Source organism: Erwinia sp. PsM31, from assembly GCF_030433775.1.
GTDB lineage: Bacteria > Pseudomonadota > Gammaproteobacteria > Enterobacterales > Enterobacteriaceae > Erwinia > Erwinia aeris.
This window is the reverse complement of record NZ_JARUWZ010000013.1, coordinates 114,331-129,529: the sequence shown is the minus strand read 5'-3', so window position 1 is coordinate 129,529 and position 15,199 is coordinate 114,331. Positions and strand designations below refer to the sequence as shown.

The window sequence follows — 15,199 nt, the reverse complement described above, 5'->3', positions numbered from 1 at the left end:
AAGCCTGAACGTGAGTTCAGGCTCTTTCTTTAAATATGGCGGTGAGGAAGGGATTCGAACCCTTGATACGTTGCCGTATACACACTTTCCAGGCGTGCTCCTTCAGCCACTCGGACACCTCACCATATTGTTACGCAAGCTTGCTGCGTGGCCGGTAATGTAGGGAAAAGTCGTGCGCGGGTCAACACCCTTTCTGCACTTTTCCGCTCGTTTACTCATTTTTGCAGCAGGCTGCTGCTAAATTCGGCAAAAGGACCGTTTACTAAAGTAAAACGCAACGGTATCAGCGCAATTGGCCGAACAATGTGCATAATGATTCGCTTTATCAGGCTAAAAAATCACGAGGCCACAGTGACTATCCAGACTAAAAACGGTGGAGCGACAGGGCAGGAAGGTACGCGCGCGCTTTTCTTTATCCAGATTTTCGCCACCCTTGGCTTTGCCGTGCTCTATTCCACCCTGGTGCTTTATGCCACCAAACGACTCGGCTTCAGCGAGGCGCAGGCCAACGCCATGATGGGCGTGTTCGGCGCTTTCAACTACGGGCTGCATCTGTTTGGCGGCTACCTCGGCGGACGCTACCTCAGCAACCGTAACCTGTTTGTGCTGGGTATGGTGTTGCAGGTCATTGGTTGTTGGATCCTCTCCGGGCAAAGCGCGGACGGGCTGTACTGGGGGCTGGCGATGTTCCTCACCGGCAGCGGCCTGAACGTAACCTGTATCAATATGATGCTGACCCAGCGTTTTACGCCGGAAGACAGCCGTCGCGAAAGCGCCTTCCTGTGGAACTATGCCGGGATGAACCTGGGCTTCTTTATCGGCTTCACTGGCGCGGGCTATTTCCAGCTACAGGAGCATTACCAGGCGCTGTTCCTGTTCGCCACGCTGGGCAACGCCGTCGCCATCGTTATTTCTCTGCTGCGCTGGAAAACGCTGGCGGATATCGATACGCCGCTGCTGCACGTCAACAAATCGCAGCTGCGGCTGCGGATGCTGGCGGGCCTGCTGATCCTGGTGGTGCTGGTGCCGATTATCCGCCTGATGCTGACCCATGCTGATTTTACCGGCACTTTTGTCCTGATCCTTGGCGCGGTTGTTTTCCTGTTGCTTGCCGCCACTACGCTGCGACATCGCCCACGGGAAGAACAGCGCCGAATGGCCGCCTACTTGATCCTGGCATTGGGCGCGCTGGTGTTCTGGACGCTTTACCAGCTGGCGCCGATGGGGCTGATGCTGTTTACCGAACACAATATTATGCTGAACGTTTGGGGCATCCGGGTTGCGCCGCAGTGGGTGCAAAACATCAATACGCTGGTGATTGTTTTCGGCGGGCCGCTGTTGGCAATGGGCTTTCGTAACATGCGCGAGCGTGGCTGGCGCATCGATATTCCTTTGCAGTTCGCTTCTTCGCTGTTCTGTATCGGGCTGGGGATGCTGGTCTTGCCCGTGGGTATTATGCTGGCCGGCGGCGACGGCATGGTGGCGTTCAAATGGATCGCGATCAGCTACATTCTGCAAAGCCTGGCCGAGCTGCTGATTTCGCCGGTTGGCTACGCGATGATCGGCAGACTGGCGCCGCTACGTTATCAGGGCGTGATGATGGGCTGCTGGATGATGGTAACAGGCGTCGCGTCGGTGCTGGCCGGTCACGTTTCCGGCATGATGCCGGAGAACAGCGGCAGTTCGCCTGCGCTGACCAACCCTGGCTACAGCCATATCTTTATGCTGCTGGGCTGCGGCAGCGTCGCCACAGGTCTGATCCTGCTGCTGTTGATGCCGCTGCTGCGCAGGCTTATCCAGACGACACGCTAGCCAGGGGGGCCATAACGGCCCCCTTATTTTTTGCTTGCCACGGGCTGCATTTTCCCCGAGCCTGAAGGAAAAACAGGAGAAGCCGCGTGGATATCATTTTTTATCATCCTTCCTTTAATGCAAAAAAATGGCAGGCCGGATTAGAGCAGCGTTTGCCGCAGGCCCGCGTGCGTGAATGGACACCGGGCGATCGGGCTCCTGCAGATTACGCGCTGGTGCGCCAGCCGCCGGTAGCGATGCTGCAGGGCCGTACGGATTTAAAAGGCGTTTTTGCGCTGGGCGCGGGCGTGGATGATATTCTCAACCAGCTGCGCGAACATCCGCAGATGCTGGCGGCTGGCGTGCCGCTGTTTCGTCTGGAGGATACCGGCATGGGTCGCCAGATGCAGGAATATGCGGTCTGGCACGTGCTGGGCTGGTTCCGCCGCTTTAACGACTATCAGCAGCAGAAAAGCCAGGCGCTGTGGCAGCCGCTGCGCAACCCTGGCCGGGACGCCTTTACCATCGGCATTCTGGGCGCGGGCGTGTTGGGGCGCAGCGTGGCGGAAAGCCTGCGCTACTGGGGTTTTCCGGTGCGCTGCTGGAGCCGTACGCCGAAAACGCTGCCGGGCGTCACCAGTTTCCACAGCGAAGCGCAGCTGAGCGAGTTTCTTTCCGGCACCCGCGTGCTGATTAACCTGTTGCCGAACACGCCGCAAACCGTCGGCATTCTGAACCGTGGTTTACTGAGTCAGCTTCAGCCGGAGGCTTATCTGATTAATCTGGCGCGCGGCGCGCATCTGGTGGAAGAAGATCTGCTGGCGGCGCTGGCGGCGGGCGAAATCAAGGCGGCGGCGCTGGACGTTTTTGCGCAGGAGCCGCTGGCGCAGGATCATCCTTTCTGGACGCATCCGGCTATCGCCATCACGCCGCATAATGCGGCTGTCACCTTGCCGGAGGAAGCTATGGACTACATTGCTGACGCCATCCGCCAGCGTGAAGCGGGTGATATGCCCGCCGGTCAGGTCGATCTGGCGCGAGGCTACTAACTCGTCCGGGCCGAGTGCCCGTCAACAAGGAGAAATTATGTACCCTGTCGATCTTCATATGCACACCGTTGCCAGCACCCATGCCTATAGCACGCTGCGTGACTACGTCCAGCAGGCGCAAACCTGCGGCGTCAAACTGCTGGCGATCACCGATCACGGCCCCGATATGGCCGATGCGCCGCACCACTGGCATTTTATCAATATGCGAGTCTGGCCGCGCGTGGTGGACGGCATTGGCATCCTGCGCGGTATTGAAGCCAATATTAAAAACCTGGCGGGCGATATCGACTGCACCGGGCCGATGATGGAGGCCATGGATATCGTGGTGGCAGGCTTTCACGAGCCGGTTTTCGCACCGCGCGACAAGGCGACCAATACCGAAGCGATGATCGCCGCCATGGCCAGCGGCAACGTGCATATCATCAGCCATCCGGGCAACCCGAAGTACCCTGTTGATATTCCTGCTATTGCCGAGGCCGCCGCAAAATATGAGGTGGCGCTGGAGCTGAACAACTCCTCTTTTACCCACTCGCGCAAGGGTAGCGAGCCTAACTGTCGTGCTATTGCAGCCGCAGTACGCGATGCCGGCGGCTGGATCGCCTGCGGCTCGGATTCCCATACTGCCTTTACGCTGGGCAATTTTGAGCATTGTCTGCGGATCATGAAGGAAGTGGATTTTCCCGAAGAACGCGTATTAAATGTCACGCCGCGCCGCCTGCTGGATTTTTTACAGCGCAGAACCGGCACGACCATTACAGAATTTGCTGACCTGTGACGTTGTCACGCTTAACGCTATGGACCCATCCCGATGAATGAATTTTCGATTATCTGCCGCATCCTTGGCTCGCTCTATAACCGCCAGCCGCAGGATCCGCTGCTGGTGCCGCTGTTTACGCTGTTGCGCGAGGGTAAGCTGCAGCAGCAGTGGCCGCTGGAGCAGGACGAGTTGCTGACGCGTTTGCAGCAGAACAGCGATCCGCAGGCGCTGGCCGCTGACTATAACGCGCTGTTTGTTGGCAGCGACTGCAAGGTGTCGCCGGAGGGTTCAAAGTGGGAAAACGGCCCGCAGGAGAGCGAAGTGCGGGCGTTTTTGCAGAGCCGTGGCATGCCGCTTGGCGAAGGCCCGGCCGATCGGTTTGGCTCGCTGCTGCTGGCCGCTTCCTGGCTGGAGGATCAGTCGCAGGAGGATGAGGTACAGGCGCAAATTACGCTGTTCGACGACTATCTGCTGCCGTGGTGCGGTCAGTTCCTGGGCAAGGTGGAAGCCTGGGCCGATACGCCGTTTTACCGTACGCTGGCCGCGCTAAGTCGCGAAGCGATTCAGGCGATGCGCGACGAGCTGGCGGAAGAAGACGAAGCGTAAAGCTGCGGACAATCCGGCTGGCCTGGTTTCTGCCGGTAGTCACTGAGTAAAGCCAGTACCGCGCCCGGCGATACTGGCTTTACTTTATCAGTTAACAGGTGCGCAAAGCGGGCCGATCGTCTTGCTGTACTTTGTCACTTAACAGGTGCGCGAAACGGCCCGGTCATCTGGCTTTACTTTATCAGTTAACAGGCGCGTAGCCAGCGGGTTAATCCCGCCACGCTGCGCGCGCAGAACCCAACGGCGAGGCGGAAGCAGACCAAACCAGCGGCGTGCCGGGCAGCTCCACCGGCGGTTTAAGGCGCAGGCCGATCCCCCAGGCGTTTATCTCCGTTTCGACATTGTTATCATGCGGTTGTGCGCTAACCAGCCCTTTGGGGCGCATCGCCTCGGGATAAGGATTATCGGTCAGCAGGCAGGCAGTGCGGGCCAGCGACAGCCTGGCGCTGAAGCCCGTGCCGTTTTGCAGCCTGAGCCGCATGCCTTCCAGCGCGGCGGCGGCCATCAGATAGCCGGTAGCATGGTCGAGCGCCTGTACCGGCAGCGGCACCGGTTTCTCGCTGTGCTGCCACTGACTGCCGGTTTCCGCTATGCCGCAGCCCATCTGCACCAGGCTGTCAAAACCGCGCCGGTTGCGCCACGGCCCCGTCCAGCCCCAGGCGTTCAGGCTGACGTCGATCAGGCCAGGAGAAAGCTTTTGTCGTGCCTCCGTATCATACCCCAGCGCGCTCAGCGCATCGGCACGATAGCCGTGGATCAGAATATCCGCCTGGCCCAGCAGCTGTGCAAAAATCTGCCTGCCTGCCGCTGACTTTAAATCGAGGCGCGCGCAGCGTTTGCCCAGCGTGACTTCCTCCTCCAGCGTCGGCTCCTGCCAGCCCGGCGGATCGAGCCGCAGCACGTCCGCGCCCAGCCCGGCCAGAAAGCGCGTGGCGACCGGCCCGGCGATAATTCGGGTCAGATCCAGCACCCTGACGCCTTGCAGCGGCCGCAGCCCTGGCAGCGCCCAGCCCGGCGCGGCGGCCTGCGGCTGTACGCTTTGCGCTATCAGCGGCTCGTGCCGTACGCTTTGCCCCTGTGAGTGCTGCCGCCAGGCTTCCACGCTGCGCATCTCTGCCGCACAGCCGCCCGCGTCAATCACCGCCTGTTCAAGCGCGGTTTTGTCCCAGCGGCTGACGGCCTGCGCCAAATCGGCGCGGCTGGCGTGCGTGCCCAGCACGTTTTCCATCGCCGCCCGGTGATGCGGCGCGTTGGTGTGCAGGCGGATCCAGCCGTTTGCGGCGGCGTAGTCTCCGGCAAAGGCATCCCACAGCGAGGGCGCAGAGCGGTTTACGGGCTGAAAGCTGTGTTGAAACCAGCGGGACGCCAGGCGCATATCGACGCGCTGACGGGCGGGATTGCCGGTCAGGGCTGCGGCCGCCTGCATCGCCAGCGCCATGCTGGTGGCCGCCAGCTCGGTGACCGGAAAGGCGGAAGGGAGACGCTGCTCGCCGATAAAATGGACATCGGGCGCGTCGTCATTGCGTAATGCCTGCCAGAGCTGTTGCCAGCATTGTGCGGTTAACCGGGTCGTCATTGCTTCCTCCTTTAATTTAACCATAGCAATGAAGATCGGCGGTCGCTAGCGCAGCCGCTTCAGCTTTGGCAGGCGGGCGTGCATCCTCAGGTTGCGCAGGTTGATCACCGCAATCGCCGTGCCGGCCACCACCAGCAGCGAGCCGAAAACCTTAAAGATATTCATGCTGTCGCCCAGCACCAGCACGCCCATAATCACCGACAGCACCGGCGTCAGCAGCGAATAGGGCATAATCAGATTGACGTTATAGGTGCGCAGCAGGCCATACCACAGCGAATAGGCGACGATGGAAGAGCAGATTGCGCTGTACAAAATCGCGAACCAGCCTCGCCATGAAGCGTTAACCAGGCTGGTCAGCTGGCCGCTTTCCATAAAGAAGGATGAGAGGCCCACGATGGGGATCGCCAGAAAAGAGAGCCAGCCGGTCATGGTAAGCGGCTTGATCGACGGGGATTTCTTCACGATAAGGTTGCTGACGGCCCAGCCCACCGCGCTGCAAAGCAGCAGGCACAGCACCCACCATGTTGGAATGGTCGGGCTGCCCGCCAGCACCACCACGCCGCTCAGCGAAATGGCGATGCCCAACATCTGTACCAGCGACAGTTTTTCCTGCAAAAAAATCATTGCCAGGATCATCGCGAAAGGCGTACCCAGCTGCACCACGATGGCGCCTGTGCCCGCGTCGGTATATTTCAGGCCGAGAAACAGCAGCGAGAAATGCATAAAGCCAAAGGTAAAGGCCAGCGGCACCAGATAGCGCAGCTGTTCACGCGTAACGCGGGTAAAAGGAACCAGGATCAGCGCCACCACCACAAAGCGCATCAGCGTCAGAAACAGCGGCGGCACCTCGCCAAGCCCCCATTTTACCGCAACGTTATTGAAAGCCCAGGTGGTGACCACCAGCAAAATCAGGAAAAAATGACGTACAGCCACAACGCAATCCTTTAGTGTGTTTAATCATTAGCCTATGATGGCACGAATCGCCATGATGTTAAGCGTGAAGGCCCTTTTTTCTTGTAAGATTCCGAATCAGCCGCATAAGGAGATTGCCAGACAATGAACGCGCTTCCTTTCGCTATTATCCAGTTTGAAACGCCGCCTGCGGGCGTCATGGCGCAGGTGGGCGAGCAGCAGCACTGGTTTATCGCCGCTGCGGGTTTACAGCCGGATGCCTGGCTGATCGTGCGTCCCGATCTGGGCGAAGCGCTGCCCGATCCCGCTTTGCTGTCGGGGGCCATTCTCTCCGGCTCCTGGGCGATGGTCACCGATCATGCGGAGTGGAGCGAGCGTACGGCCGCCTGGATACGCAGCGCTATGGATCATCAGCTGCCGCTGCTGGGCGTCTGCTATGGTCATCAGCTTATGGCTTATGCGCTGGGCGGCAAGGTGGGCGATAATCCGCGTGGCTGGGAAGGGGGAGTGCAGCAGATCACCCGTCACGAAGAGGGCGCTGAAGATGTATTGCTGGGCGCGCTGCCGGGGCAGTTTTCCGCGTGGCTTTCCCATCGTCAGTCGGTGCTGCGACCGCCGACCGGTGCGCGGGTGCTGGCCTCTTCCGTGATGGATCCGTGTCAGATCGTTCGCTACAGCCCACAGGCGCTCTCGGTGCAGTTCCATCCCGAGTTTACGTCGGCGATTATGGCGGCCTGTCAGCAAAACAGCTCAAGGCCCGAAGCCGCTGGCGAAGCGCTCCCCGAACCCAGCTGGCCGCTGCGGCTTTTGCAGAATTTTTGTCAGCAGCCGCGCGCGATAGCGCGCCTCGCCTGACGCAACGGGGCGGCTTTGCCGTCCTCTTTCCTCGCTTTAGCGCTTTCCTTTCGGCGCGGTCACACTTTCCGCCCGGCCCGGCTGTCAATTTCTCCTGTTCTGTTAATGTTAATTTCAAGTTGTTTAATTGTTAATTATCGCGGAGAGACGATCATGCGCTACGCATATCCGGGCAGTCAGGATTCCTTAATCGTGCTGAAATCGCACTACGGCAATTTTATCAACGGCGAGTTTGTTGCGCCGGTAAACGGTAATTACTTTACCAATACGTCACCGGTTAACGGCTCGACCATCGGCGAGTTCCCACGTTCAGATAAGGTGGATGTTGAAAACGCCATCGATGCGGCGCACGCGGCGGCGGAAGCCTGGGGCAAAACTTCCGTCCAGTCGCGTTCGCTGACGCTGCTGAAAATCGCCGATCGGCTGGAAGAGAAGCTGGAATATCTGGCCGTCAACGAAAGCTGGGACAATGGCAAACCGGTACGCGAGACGCTGGCGGCGGATCTGCCGTTGGCGGTCGATCATTTTCGCTATTTCGCGGGCTGCCTGCGCGCGCAGGAAGGCACGGCGGCGGAAATCGACGAGTTTACCGCCGCCTACCATTTTCACGAACCGCTGGGCGTGGTCGGCCAGATTATCCCGTGGAACTTTCCACTGCTGATGGCGGCCTGGAAGCTGGCACCGGCGCTTGGCGCGGGCAACTGTGTGGTGCTGAAACCGGCGGAGCAGACGCCGCTGTCAATCACGCTGTTTGTCGAGCTGATCGCCGACCTGCTGCCGAAAGGCGTGCTGAACGTAGTGCATGGCTTTGGTCGTGAAGCGGGCGAGGCGCTGGCGGGCAATCCGCGCATCGCCAAAATCGCCTTTACCGGCTCTACCGCTACCGGCGGCCATATCCTGGAGCTGGCGGCGAAAAACCTTATTCCTTCAACGGTTGAGCTGGGCGGCAAGTCACCGAACATCTTCTTTGAGGACATCATGCAGGCCGAGCCTTCTTTTATAGAGAAAGCGGCGGAAGGCGTGGTGCTGGGCTTTCTGAATCAGGGCGAGGTATGCACCTGTCCTTCGCGCGCGCTGGTGCAGGAATCCATTTATGCGCCCTTTATGGAAGCGGTATTAAAAAGAATTAAAACCATCAGGCGCGGCGATCCTATGGATACCGACACCATGATCGGCGCGCAGGCTTCGCAGCAGCAATTTGATAAAATTCTCTCTTATCTGGACATTGCGCGGCAGGAAGGCGCAGAGGTGCTGACCGGCGGCGGCGTGGAGAAGCTGGACGACGATCTGGCCGGCGGCTATTACATTCAGCCAACGCTGCTCAAGGGCAACAACAGTATGCGCGTGTTCCAGGAGGAGATCTTCGGGCCTGTTGTAGGCATCACGACCTTTAAAGATGAGGCGGAAGCTATCGCCATTGCCAACGACTCGATCTATGGGCTGGGCGCGGGCGTCTGGACGCGCGATATCAACCGCGCTTATCGGGTTGGCAGGGCGATTAGGGCAGGGCGCGTCTGGACCAACTGCTATCATCTGTATCCGGCACACGCGGCGTTTGGCGGCTACAAAAAGTCCGGCATCGGGCGGGAAACGCATAAAATGATGCTCGATCACTATCAGCAAACCAAAAACCTGCTGGTCAGCTACAGCACCGAACCGCTGGGTTTCTTTTAACATCCTGCGCCGCGCGTCGTTAATGAACGGGCGCGGCGTCAATAAGAAGGTGACGTTGTCACGCTGCGTTAGCTGGCTTTATCGGGAGCCAGCAGCGCAGCAATTTCCTGTTCCGATACGGCCTGCGAAAAAAGGTAGCCCTGTAGCTCATTACAACCCGCCTCCGCCAGCGCCGCCATCTGGCTGTTGGTTTCCACGCCTTCTGCGGTTACGGTCAGCCCCATTGCCTGGCCCAGTCTTACCACCGATTCGATGATGGCGGTTGAGTTCTCCGTCACGCCCAGCGACTGGGTAAAGGAGCGGTCGATTTTGATTTTATCCACCGAGAAATGACTCAGGTAATTCAGGCTGGAGTAGCCCGTGCCGAAATCATCCAGCGCGATACGGAAACCCGCTTCACGCAGCGCGCGCATAATCTCCTGCGCGCCTTTCTCATCTTCAATCAGCACGCCTTCGGTAATTTCCAGCTCAATACGGGAAGGCAGCGTTTTTTCCTGCTGGACGATGGCTTTAAACCGCTCCACAAAGCCCGCTGAACGAAACTGTAAAGGGGAGACATTAATAGCCATGGAGATATCGGGCCACGCCAGCGACACGCGGCAGGCTTCACGCAGCACCCATTCGCCAATCTGGATAATCAGGCCCATTTCCTCCGCCAGCGGAATAAATTCGCCGGGCGAAATCACGCCGCGCTGCGGATGATGCCAGCGCATCAGCGCTTCCAGACCCACGACTTGCTGCCCGGAAATATCCATCAGCGGCTGATAGTAAACGGCCAGATCGCGCTTGTTTTGCAGCGCGGCGCGTAAATCAGCCGCAATCAGCTGGCGCGTTTTGACCTGTTCATCCATCGAGTTATCAAACACGCGATACTGACCGCGCCCCTGGCTTTTGGCCTCGTACAGCGCGATATCCGCTTTACGCATCATTTCCAGCCGATCGCTCGCATCCTGAGGCGCCATCGCCACGCCAATACTGACGCCTATCCAGGTTTCACTGCCCAGCAGTGTAAAAGGCCGCGCCAGCGAGGCAATGATCCGCTCGCACAGCTTCTGAATATCGCTGAACGCGGTGATCCCTTCCACGATAACCACAAATTCGTCGCCGCCAAGCCGGCCTACGGTATCGGCTTCTCTGACCTCCTGACTAAGGCGATGCCCTACGTCGATAATCAGCTCGTCTCCCGCATGGTGCCCATAGGTGTCATTAACCTGTTTAAAACGGTCGAGATCCAGCAGCAGCAGCGCGACATGTTCAGGACTGCGGTTCAGCTTGCCCAGCGCCTGCGTCAGCCGTTCCTCAACCAGCGCGCGATTAGGCAGGCCGGTCAGCACGTCGTGGAAAGCCAGATGCTGCGCCTGCGCCTCGCTGGCGCTCAGCTGAAGCAGCGACTGTGAGAGCTTGAGCGAGGACAGCCACAGGCGGCGGATCATCACTCCGCAGATCAGCGTGATAATCAGCACCATTGCCAGCCCGACCGGGCCGATAACCTGAAACATTTGCGTGCCGGGCGCGGCCGGGCGCCAGCTGATATAGCCCAGCGCGTCGCCGAGGTGATTTTTTAATAAATAGTTAGCGCCCGTTTTCATCGGCTTGCCGTCGGCGTAGTGCAGATCGTGCAGCAGGCTGCGTTGAGAGAGGGAATTGAGATAGCTGGCGTCCAGATATTTTACGCTCACCAGCCGAAAACGCCCGCTGCCGCCGTAGCCGTCGTCAATAATGCTGATGGCGAGCGCAGCGGGCCGTTTATCGATCAGGGTAAAGTCGATCGCTTCGGCGTGTCCGCCGCTGGCAAAAGGGGTTTTAAGCCGGGCCGATAGCTCATTGATCGGCTGACGCAGATGTTCGAACTGCGCCACAGGGACGTTTTTATCCCACTCCCAGCGATACACCAGACGATCTTCCTCATCAAGAATATAGATAAGCTGGTGGCCGAACATGGTCGACAGCCAGGTGCCGACGTTCTGGTTCAGCCAGGGCGTATCCTGTAGCGCGCGATCCAGACGACGGCCAAGCGGCTGCCACAGCGCCAGGCTGCGATTCTGTTTGATCATTTCCGTCAGGCTTTGCGTCAGCGAAGTCTCGATAATCTGCTGCTGCTGGTGAGCGGCGTCGCGATTGGTTTTCGCGGTGGCCCACCAGACCGTAAACGTTGCCGCAGTAAAAATAATTAATAACACCAGCACCAAAGGTATAAGCACTTCGCGGATAAAATGGCTGCGAAAACTCTCTGATATTTTCATGTTTTTTATCAACCCACTCTCAGGACGGCAACACTCCCTCTACTTTGAGGCTAGCATAAATCCCGGCCGCGGTTGGCTGAGGTGGCAGAGGCGGAATTATGCGTCAGAAGATTGAATGTGATCTCTGTCACGTTAGTCGTGGCAGCCTGCCTCTTTGTGGCAGAAACAGCGGAAAAAGAGACGGCCGGCCGCGCGCTTTATGCGCCCCATCATGGTTGCGCCAGGCCAGCTCCTGGCAGGGATAAAACTGTTATTTTGATAAAATCACAGTAAAAACAGCAGGTTGAAAATTTCCGCATGGCGGGCAAACACCCTCGGGAACGGCAGGGAAAAGCACGGATACGGCGCTTAAACTAAAAGAGTAGTGATTTTTATTATCGCTATCCTACAACAAGCTGATTCACATTTTTATTTTCTTATTCAGGTCATTTTTATTTTATGCGGGTAAAATAGTAAAGAAGATGATATTTATTTTTATCTTTAATCGTATTGGTGTGTTTTTTATCACGGTCGTCCAGGTTTTTTTAAACTAATTAATAAAACGAGGCATAAAAAATAACGATTGAGTTAGCATCGGTTTTTCTGTGCCTTAAAGCGCTCAGCATTCATTGGTCCGAATTGAAAATAAGCCGGTGGAAGCGTGAGCTGAAAACGGGTTAACTGTCCGCGCTTATGACAGGTCGGGATCCCCATCAGGGCCGATTGGGGGGATTTTTCGCCAGAGGCTGAATTTGCGCGCGCTGCCGGTTGGCTTCAGGCTTCACTCCGCGCAGCTTTTCGCTATCCATAAGCCGCCTTTTTCTGTTGCCGGACGAGGCCGCCGCGTCGGGCAGCCGGCAAGGGCCAGAAGAAACTAAAAGCCTGTCTCAGCATCAGGGCCACCCGCTAAACCTTGTCGGCCATGACTTTCGCCATGCTCACGACATCGCTCCAGATAAAAATGGCCCGGCAGAATGTAAAAAGCGGATAATGATTGTTCAGCCTTTTTTATCTCAGATTTACTATTTTTTTAATAGCCTGTATTGGACGTTAAAGATACAAGCTTGCCGCATTCTTTTATAACAACCTGTTGCCGGGCGGTACTATTCAGGCGTGGCTTCGGGCACCGCGCATCGCGCTTTTAAGACTATTTCCCGGATGTAGTTCGGGCAGCGATTTGTTAGTCTGCGTTATTGATAAATGATAAACCGAGCACGATAGAAGAGATTATGTCGATTAAGCGTAATGCGGTTGCGAATTATGTCGGTCAGATTTATATCACGCTTGCCGGGATACTGGTCGTACCCTTATATATTCATCAACTGGGCATGGAGATTTACGGCCTTATCGGCTTTTTCTCGATCCTGTTGACCTGGCTACAGCTGCTGGACGTGGGGATTTCCACCACGCTGCTGCGTGAGGCGGCCCGCTATCGCGCCGATCGGGAGCAAAACCCGTGGTTTCCCTCGCTGTTCGCTACGCTGGGTAAGTTCTTTCTGATCTCTTCCGCCGTGCTGGTGGTGATGGGCTGGTTCGCCTCGCCTTATGTCGCCTCGCACTGGCTGCATGCGAAAACTATCCCGCATCAGGATTTGGTGATTGCCGTCGGCATCATGGTGCTGACCGCCGCTATCCGCTGGCGTATCGGGCCTTATCGCAGCGTAATTGTCGGCTATGAACATCAGGTCTGGCTGAACGCGCTGAACCTGGTGGTGATTACGCTGCGCACCTTTGGCGCGGTGTTCGTTATTCGTTTCGCGTCGAACCCGGTCATCTTCTTCTTCTGCTGGCAGCTGTTGATTTCACTGGGCGAGGCCTTCTTCTGCATTCGCAAATCCTACCAGCTGGTGCCTAAAAGCGATCGCAACACCAGGGTGGATAACCTGAAAGGCGTGCTGAAGCCTTTCCTGCGCTTTGCCGTCGGCGCGGCTTTTTCCAGCGCCATCTGGACGTTTATTTCGCAGATTGACCGTCTGGTGCTGTCCAAAACGCTGCCGCTGGCGACCTACGGTTCCTTTACCGTGGTGGCGACGGCGGCAACCGGCATCGTGATGCTCAGCAGCCCGATTATGCAGGCGATTGTGCCGCGCATGACGGGGATGCGTACCAAGAGCGAGAACGGCGAGCAGGAAACGCTGAAGCTGTATCGCTGGACAACCCAGGCGGTAAGCATCTTTATGGCGCCGCTCAGCCTGACCATCGCTTTCTATCCAACCCAGCTGATTTGGGCCTGGACGCAGAACGCGCAGATTGGCGAGCAGATGTCGCTGGTAATGACGCTGTATGCGCTGGGCAGCGGCGTGCAGGCGATTGTCGGCCTGCTTTATAATTTGCAGTATGTGAACGGCAACCTGTCGCTGCATATGAAAGGCTTTACGCTGTTTGCCATTATCCTGATCCCGCTGAATATTTTTGCGGCCATCCACTATGGCGCGCTGGGTACCGGCATCGTGTGGGTTGCGCAAAACATTTTCTACCTGCTGGTCTGGTCATGGATTGTGCACAGGAAGTTTGCGCCGACGATCCATATGCAGTGGCTGACCCGCGACGTGCTGCTGATCTGGGCCGTTTCCGCCTGCGTGACCTTCCTTACGCTGTCGATCCCTTTCGAGTGGAACGATAACCGCTGGCTGAACCTGCTCTACCTGGGGCTGATTGGTTTTGTGAACCTGGTTATCTGCTGCCTGCTGCACAGTAAAGTAGGCGACTACCTTAAAAACGTAACTTTCCGTCGGCTGAACCTGCGAGGTGAAAGATGAGTAACCAGGACGATCTGGCGCAGCCTACGCTGTCCGTGATTATGCCCGTCTATAATGGCCGGGCCGATCTGAGCGAGGCTGTTGATTCGCTGCTGCAACAAACGGTAGTGCCGCAGCAGATTATTATTATCGACGATGGCTCGACCGACGGTACCGATCGGCTGATTGAAGAGTATTGCCAGCGCGATCCGCGCATTCAGCTGGTGCGTAACGCGCACGGCGGCGTCAGCGCCGCCAGGAATAAAGGGCTGGAGCTGGCCACCGGCGGCTTCATCTACTTTATGGATGCCGACGATCTCACCGGCCCGACGCTGTTTGCCGACTTCCTGCGTGAAAAGCGCGCCTGTCCGGAGCTGGAGATGTTCTGCTTCGCCGCCAAAATGTTTATGGACGTGCCGGTGGCAGAGCGCAAGCCTGAGATCACGCACGCCCGTAACCTGAAAGGGGTGTACAGCGGCGGCACGGCCTTTATTCAGCAGTTGAACAGCAGCGGCTCCGCGCATCGCGTGCTCTGGTCCAGCATTATCTCTCGCGAGCTGATTGTCCGGACCAAAAGCCGCTTTCTGCCGATCCAGAATCACGAAGACGCGCCTTTTATGTTTACCCTCTATTTGCAGGCAAAACAGGTTTTCGTGACGCCAGAAGCCTACTACTTTAAGCGCTATACCACGACGTCGCTTTCCGTCCGTACGCGCGATTTTTCCTGGGTGAAGAACTACTTTATCGCTCGTGAAGGTACCGAAGAGGCTATCCGCGCCGCCAACGTGCCGGTGGAACGTTCGCTGGTGGATGATTACTATTTTCCGGTGATGAGCGGCTGCCTGAAAATGTTGCGCGAGCATGATATGACCGTGCCGAAGGAGTACCAGCCCAGGGTAAACGCGCTGGTACGCCAACTGACGCGAAACAATATCAAACTGATGGTTATCTGGTATCTGAACCCGCTTTACAGCAGCCTGGTCTACTGTAAGAAAAAACTCTCCAGCGCGTTATAACGC

The 15,199-nt window shown here is 57.5% G+C and carries 11 protein-coding genes and 1 tRNA gene; 8 read left to right on the top strand and 4 right to left on the bottom strand.

What is annotated here, in order from left to right:
• Window positions 1–36: 36 nt before the first annotated feature.
• Window positions 37–124 (bottom strand) — tRNA-Ser (locus QCD69_RS12535).
• A gap of 227 nt (window positions 125–351) precedes the next feature.
• Between QCD69_RS12535 and QCD69_RS12530 the strand changes: the two genes are divergently transcribed.
• From QCD69_RS12530 to QCD69_RS12515, 4 genes are all read left to right on the top strand, one after another.
• Window positions 352–1,812 carry a peptide MFS transporter gene (locus QCD69_RS12530; protein ID WP_301252253.1) on the top strand — a complete coding sequence of 487 codons (1,461 nt, stop codon included), beginning with the start codon at window positions 352–354 and terminating at the stop codon, window positions 1,810–1,812.
• An 86-nt stretch (window positions 1,813–1,898) separates the two neighbouring features.
• Window positions 1,899–2,840 carry a glyoxylate/hydroxypyruvate reductase GhrA gene (gene ghrA / locus QCD69_RS12525; protein ID WP_301252252.1) on the top strand — a complete coding sequence of 314 codons (942 nt, stop codon included), beginning with the start codon at window positions 1,899–1,901 and terminating at the stop codon, window positions 2,838–2,840.
• A 37-nt stretch (window positions 2,841–2,877) separates the two neighbouring features.
• Window positions 2,878–3,615 carry a phosphatase gene (locus QCD69_RS12520; protein WP_253460576.1) on the top strand — a complete coding sequence of 246 codons (738 nt, stop codon included), beginning with the start codon at window positions 2,878–2,880 and terminating at the stop codon, window positions 3,613–3,615.
• Between the two features lie 33 nt (window positions 3,616–3,648).
• Window positions 3,649–4,203 (top strand): TorD/DmsD family molecular chaperone, encoded by a 555-nt coding sequence (locus tag QCD69_RS12515; RefSeq protein WP_253460579.1) that lies wholly within the window; start codon window positions 3,649–3,651, stop codon window positions 4,201–4,203.
• A gap of 208 nt (window positions 4,204–4,411) precedes the next feature.
• On the opposite strand, the gene QCD69_RS12510 is transcribed toward QCD69_RS12515, so the two are convergent.
• Entirely contained in the window at window positions 4,412–5,779 is a 1,368-nt protein-coding gene (locus tag QCD69_RS12510) for a CoA transferase (RefSeq protein ID WP_301252250.1), read from the bottom strand.
• Window positions 5,780–5,824: 45 nt separating this feature from the next.
• On the bottom strand, window positions 5,825–6,712 hold the full coding sequence (locus QCD69_RS12505) for a DMT family transporter (protein ID WP_253460585.1): 888 nt from the start codon (window positions 6,710–6,712) through the stop codon (window positions 5,825–5,827).
• Window positions 6,713–6,835: 123 nt separating this feature from the next.
• On the opposite strand from QCD69_RS12505, the gene QCD69_RS12500 reads away from it, so the two are divergent.
• Entirely contained in the window at window positions 6,836–7,546 is a 711-nt protein-coding gene (locus QCD69_RS12500) for a glutamine amidotransferase (RefSeq protein WP_253460587.1), read from the top strand.
• A gap of 153 nt (window positions 7,547–7,699) precedes the next feature.
• The gene (gene exaC, locus QCD69_RS12495; RefSeq protein WP_253460591.1) at window positions 7,700–9,220 is read left to right on the top strand and encodes an acetaldehyde dehydrogenase ExaC; all 1,521 of its coding nucleotides are present in this window, start codon (window positions 7,700–7,702) and stop codon (window positions 9,218–9,220) included.
• A 68-nt stretch (window positions 9,221–9,288) separates the two neighbouring features.
• Here exaC and QCD69_RS12490 read toward each other — a convergent pair whose 3' ends face one another.
• Window positions 9,289–11,463, bottom strand: a complete 2,175-nt coding sequence (locus QCD69_RS12490; RefSeq protein WP_301252249.1) for a putative bifunctional diguanylate cyclase/phosphodiesterase — start codon at window positions 11,461–11,463, stop codon at window positions 9,289–9,291.
• 1,208 nt (window positions 11,464–12,671) lie between these two features.
• Here QCD69_RS12490 and QCD69_RS12485 point away from each other — a divergent pair.
• Window positions 12,672–14,201 (top strand): lipopolysaccharide biosynthesis protein, encoded by a 1,530-nt coding sequence (locus tag QCD69_RS12485; RefSeq protein WP_253460597.1) that lies wholly within the window; start codon window positions 12,672–12,674, stop codon window positions 14,199–14,201.
• The gene (locus QCD69_RS12480; RefSeq protein WP_301252247.1) at window positions 14,198–15,196 is read left to right on the top strand and encodes a glycosyltransferase; all 999 of its coding nucleotides are present in this window, start codon (window positions 14,198–14,200) and stop codon (window positions 15,194–15,196) included. Before QCD69_RS12485 ends, QCD69_RS12480 begins: the two co-directional genes overlap by 4 nt.
• Window positions 15,197–15,199: the final 3 nt, after the last annotated feature.

What these genes read in the sequence shown, in the direction of transcription:
- QCD69_RS12520 (WP_253460576.1), top strand. Translation starts at nt 2,878, where the DNA reads ATGTACCCTGTCGATCTTCATATGCACACCGTTGCCAGCACCCATGCC.
- QCD69_RS12515 (WP_253460579.1), top strand. Translation starts at nt 3,649, where the DNA reads ATGAATGAATTTTCGATTATCTGCCGCATCCTTGGCTCGCTCTATAAC.
- QCD69_RS12510 (WP_301252250.1), bottom strand. Translation starts at nt 5,779, where the DNA reads ATGACGACCCGGTTAACCGCACAATGCTGGCAACAGCTCTGGCAGGCA.
- QCD69_RS12500 (WP_253460587.1), top strand. Translation starts at nt 6,836, where the DNA reads ATGAACGCGCTTCCTTTCGCTATTATCCAGTTTGAAACGCCGCCTGCG.
- exaC (WP_253460591.1), top strand. Translation starts at nt 7,700, where the DNA reads ATGCGCTACGCATATCCGGGCAGTCAGGATTCCTTAATCGTGCTGAAA.
- QCD69_RS12490 (WP_301252249.1), bottom strand. Translation starts at nt 11,463, where the DNA reads ATGAAAATATCAGAGAGTTTTCGCAGCCATTTTATCCGCGAAGTGCTT.
- QCD69_RS12485 (WP_253460597.1), top strand. Translation starts at nt 12,672, where the DNA reads ATGTCGATTAAGCGTAATGCGGTTGCGAATTATGTCGGTCAGATTTAT.
- QCD69_RS12480 (WP_301252247.1), top strand. Translation starts at nt 14,198, where the DNA reads ATGAGTAACCAGGACGATCTGGCGCAGCCTACGCTGTCCGTGATTATG.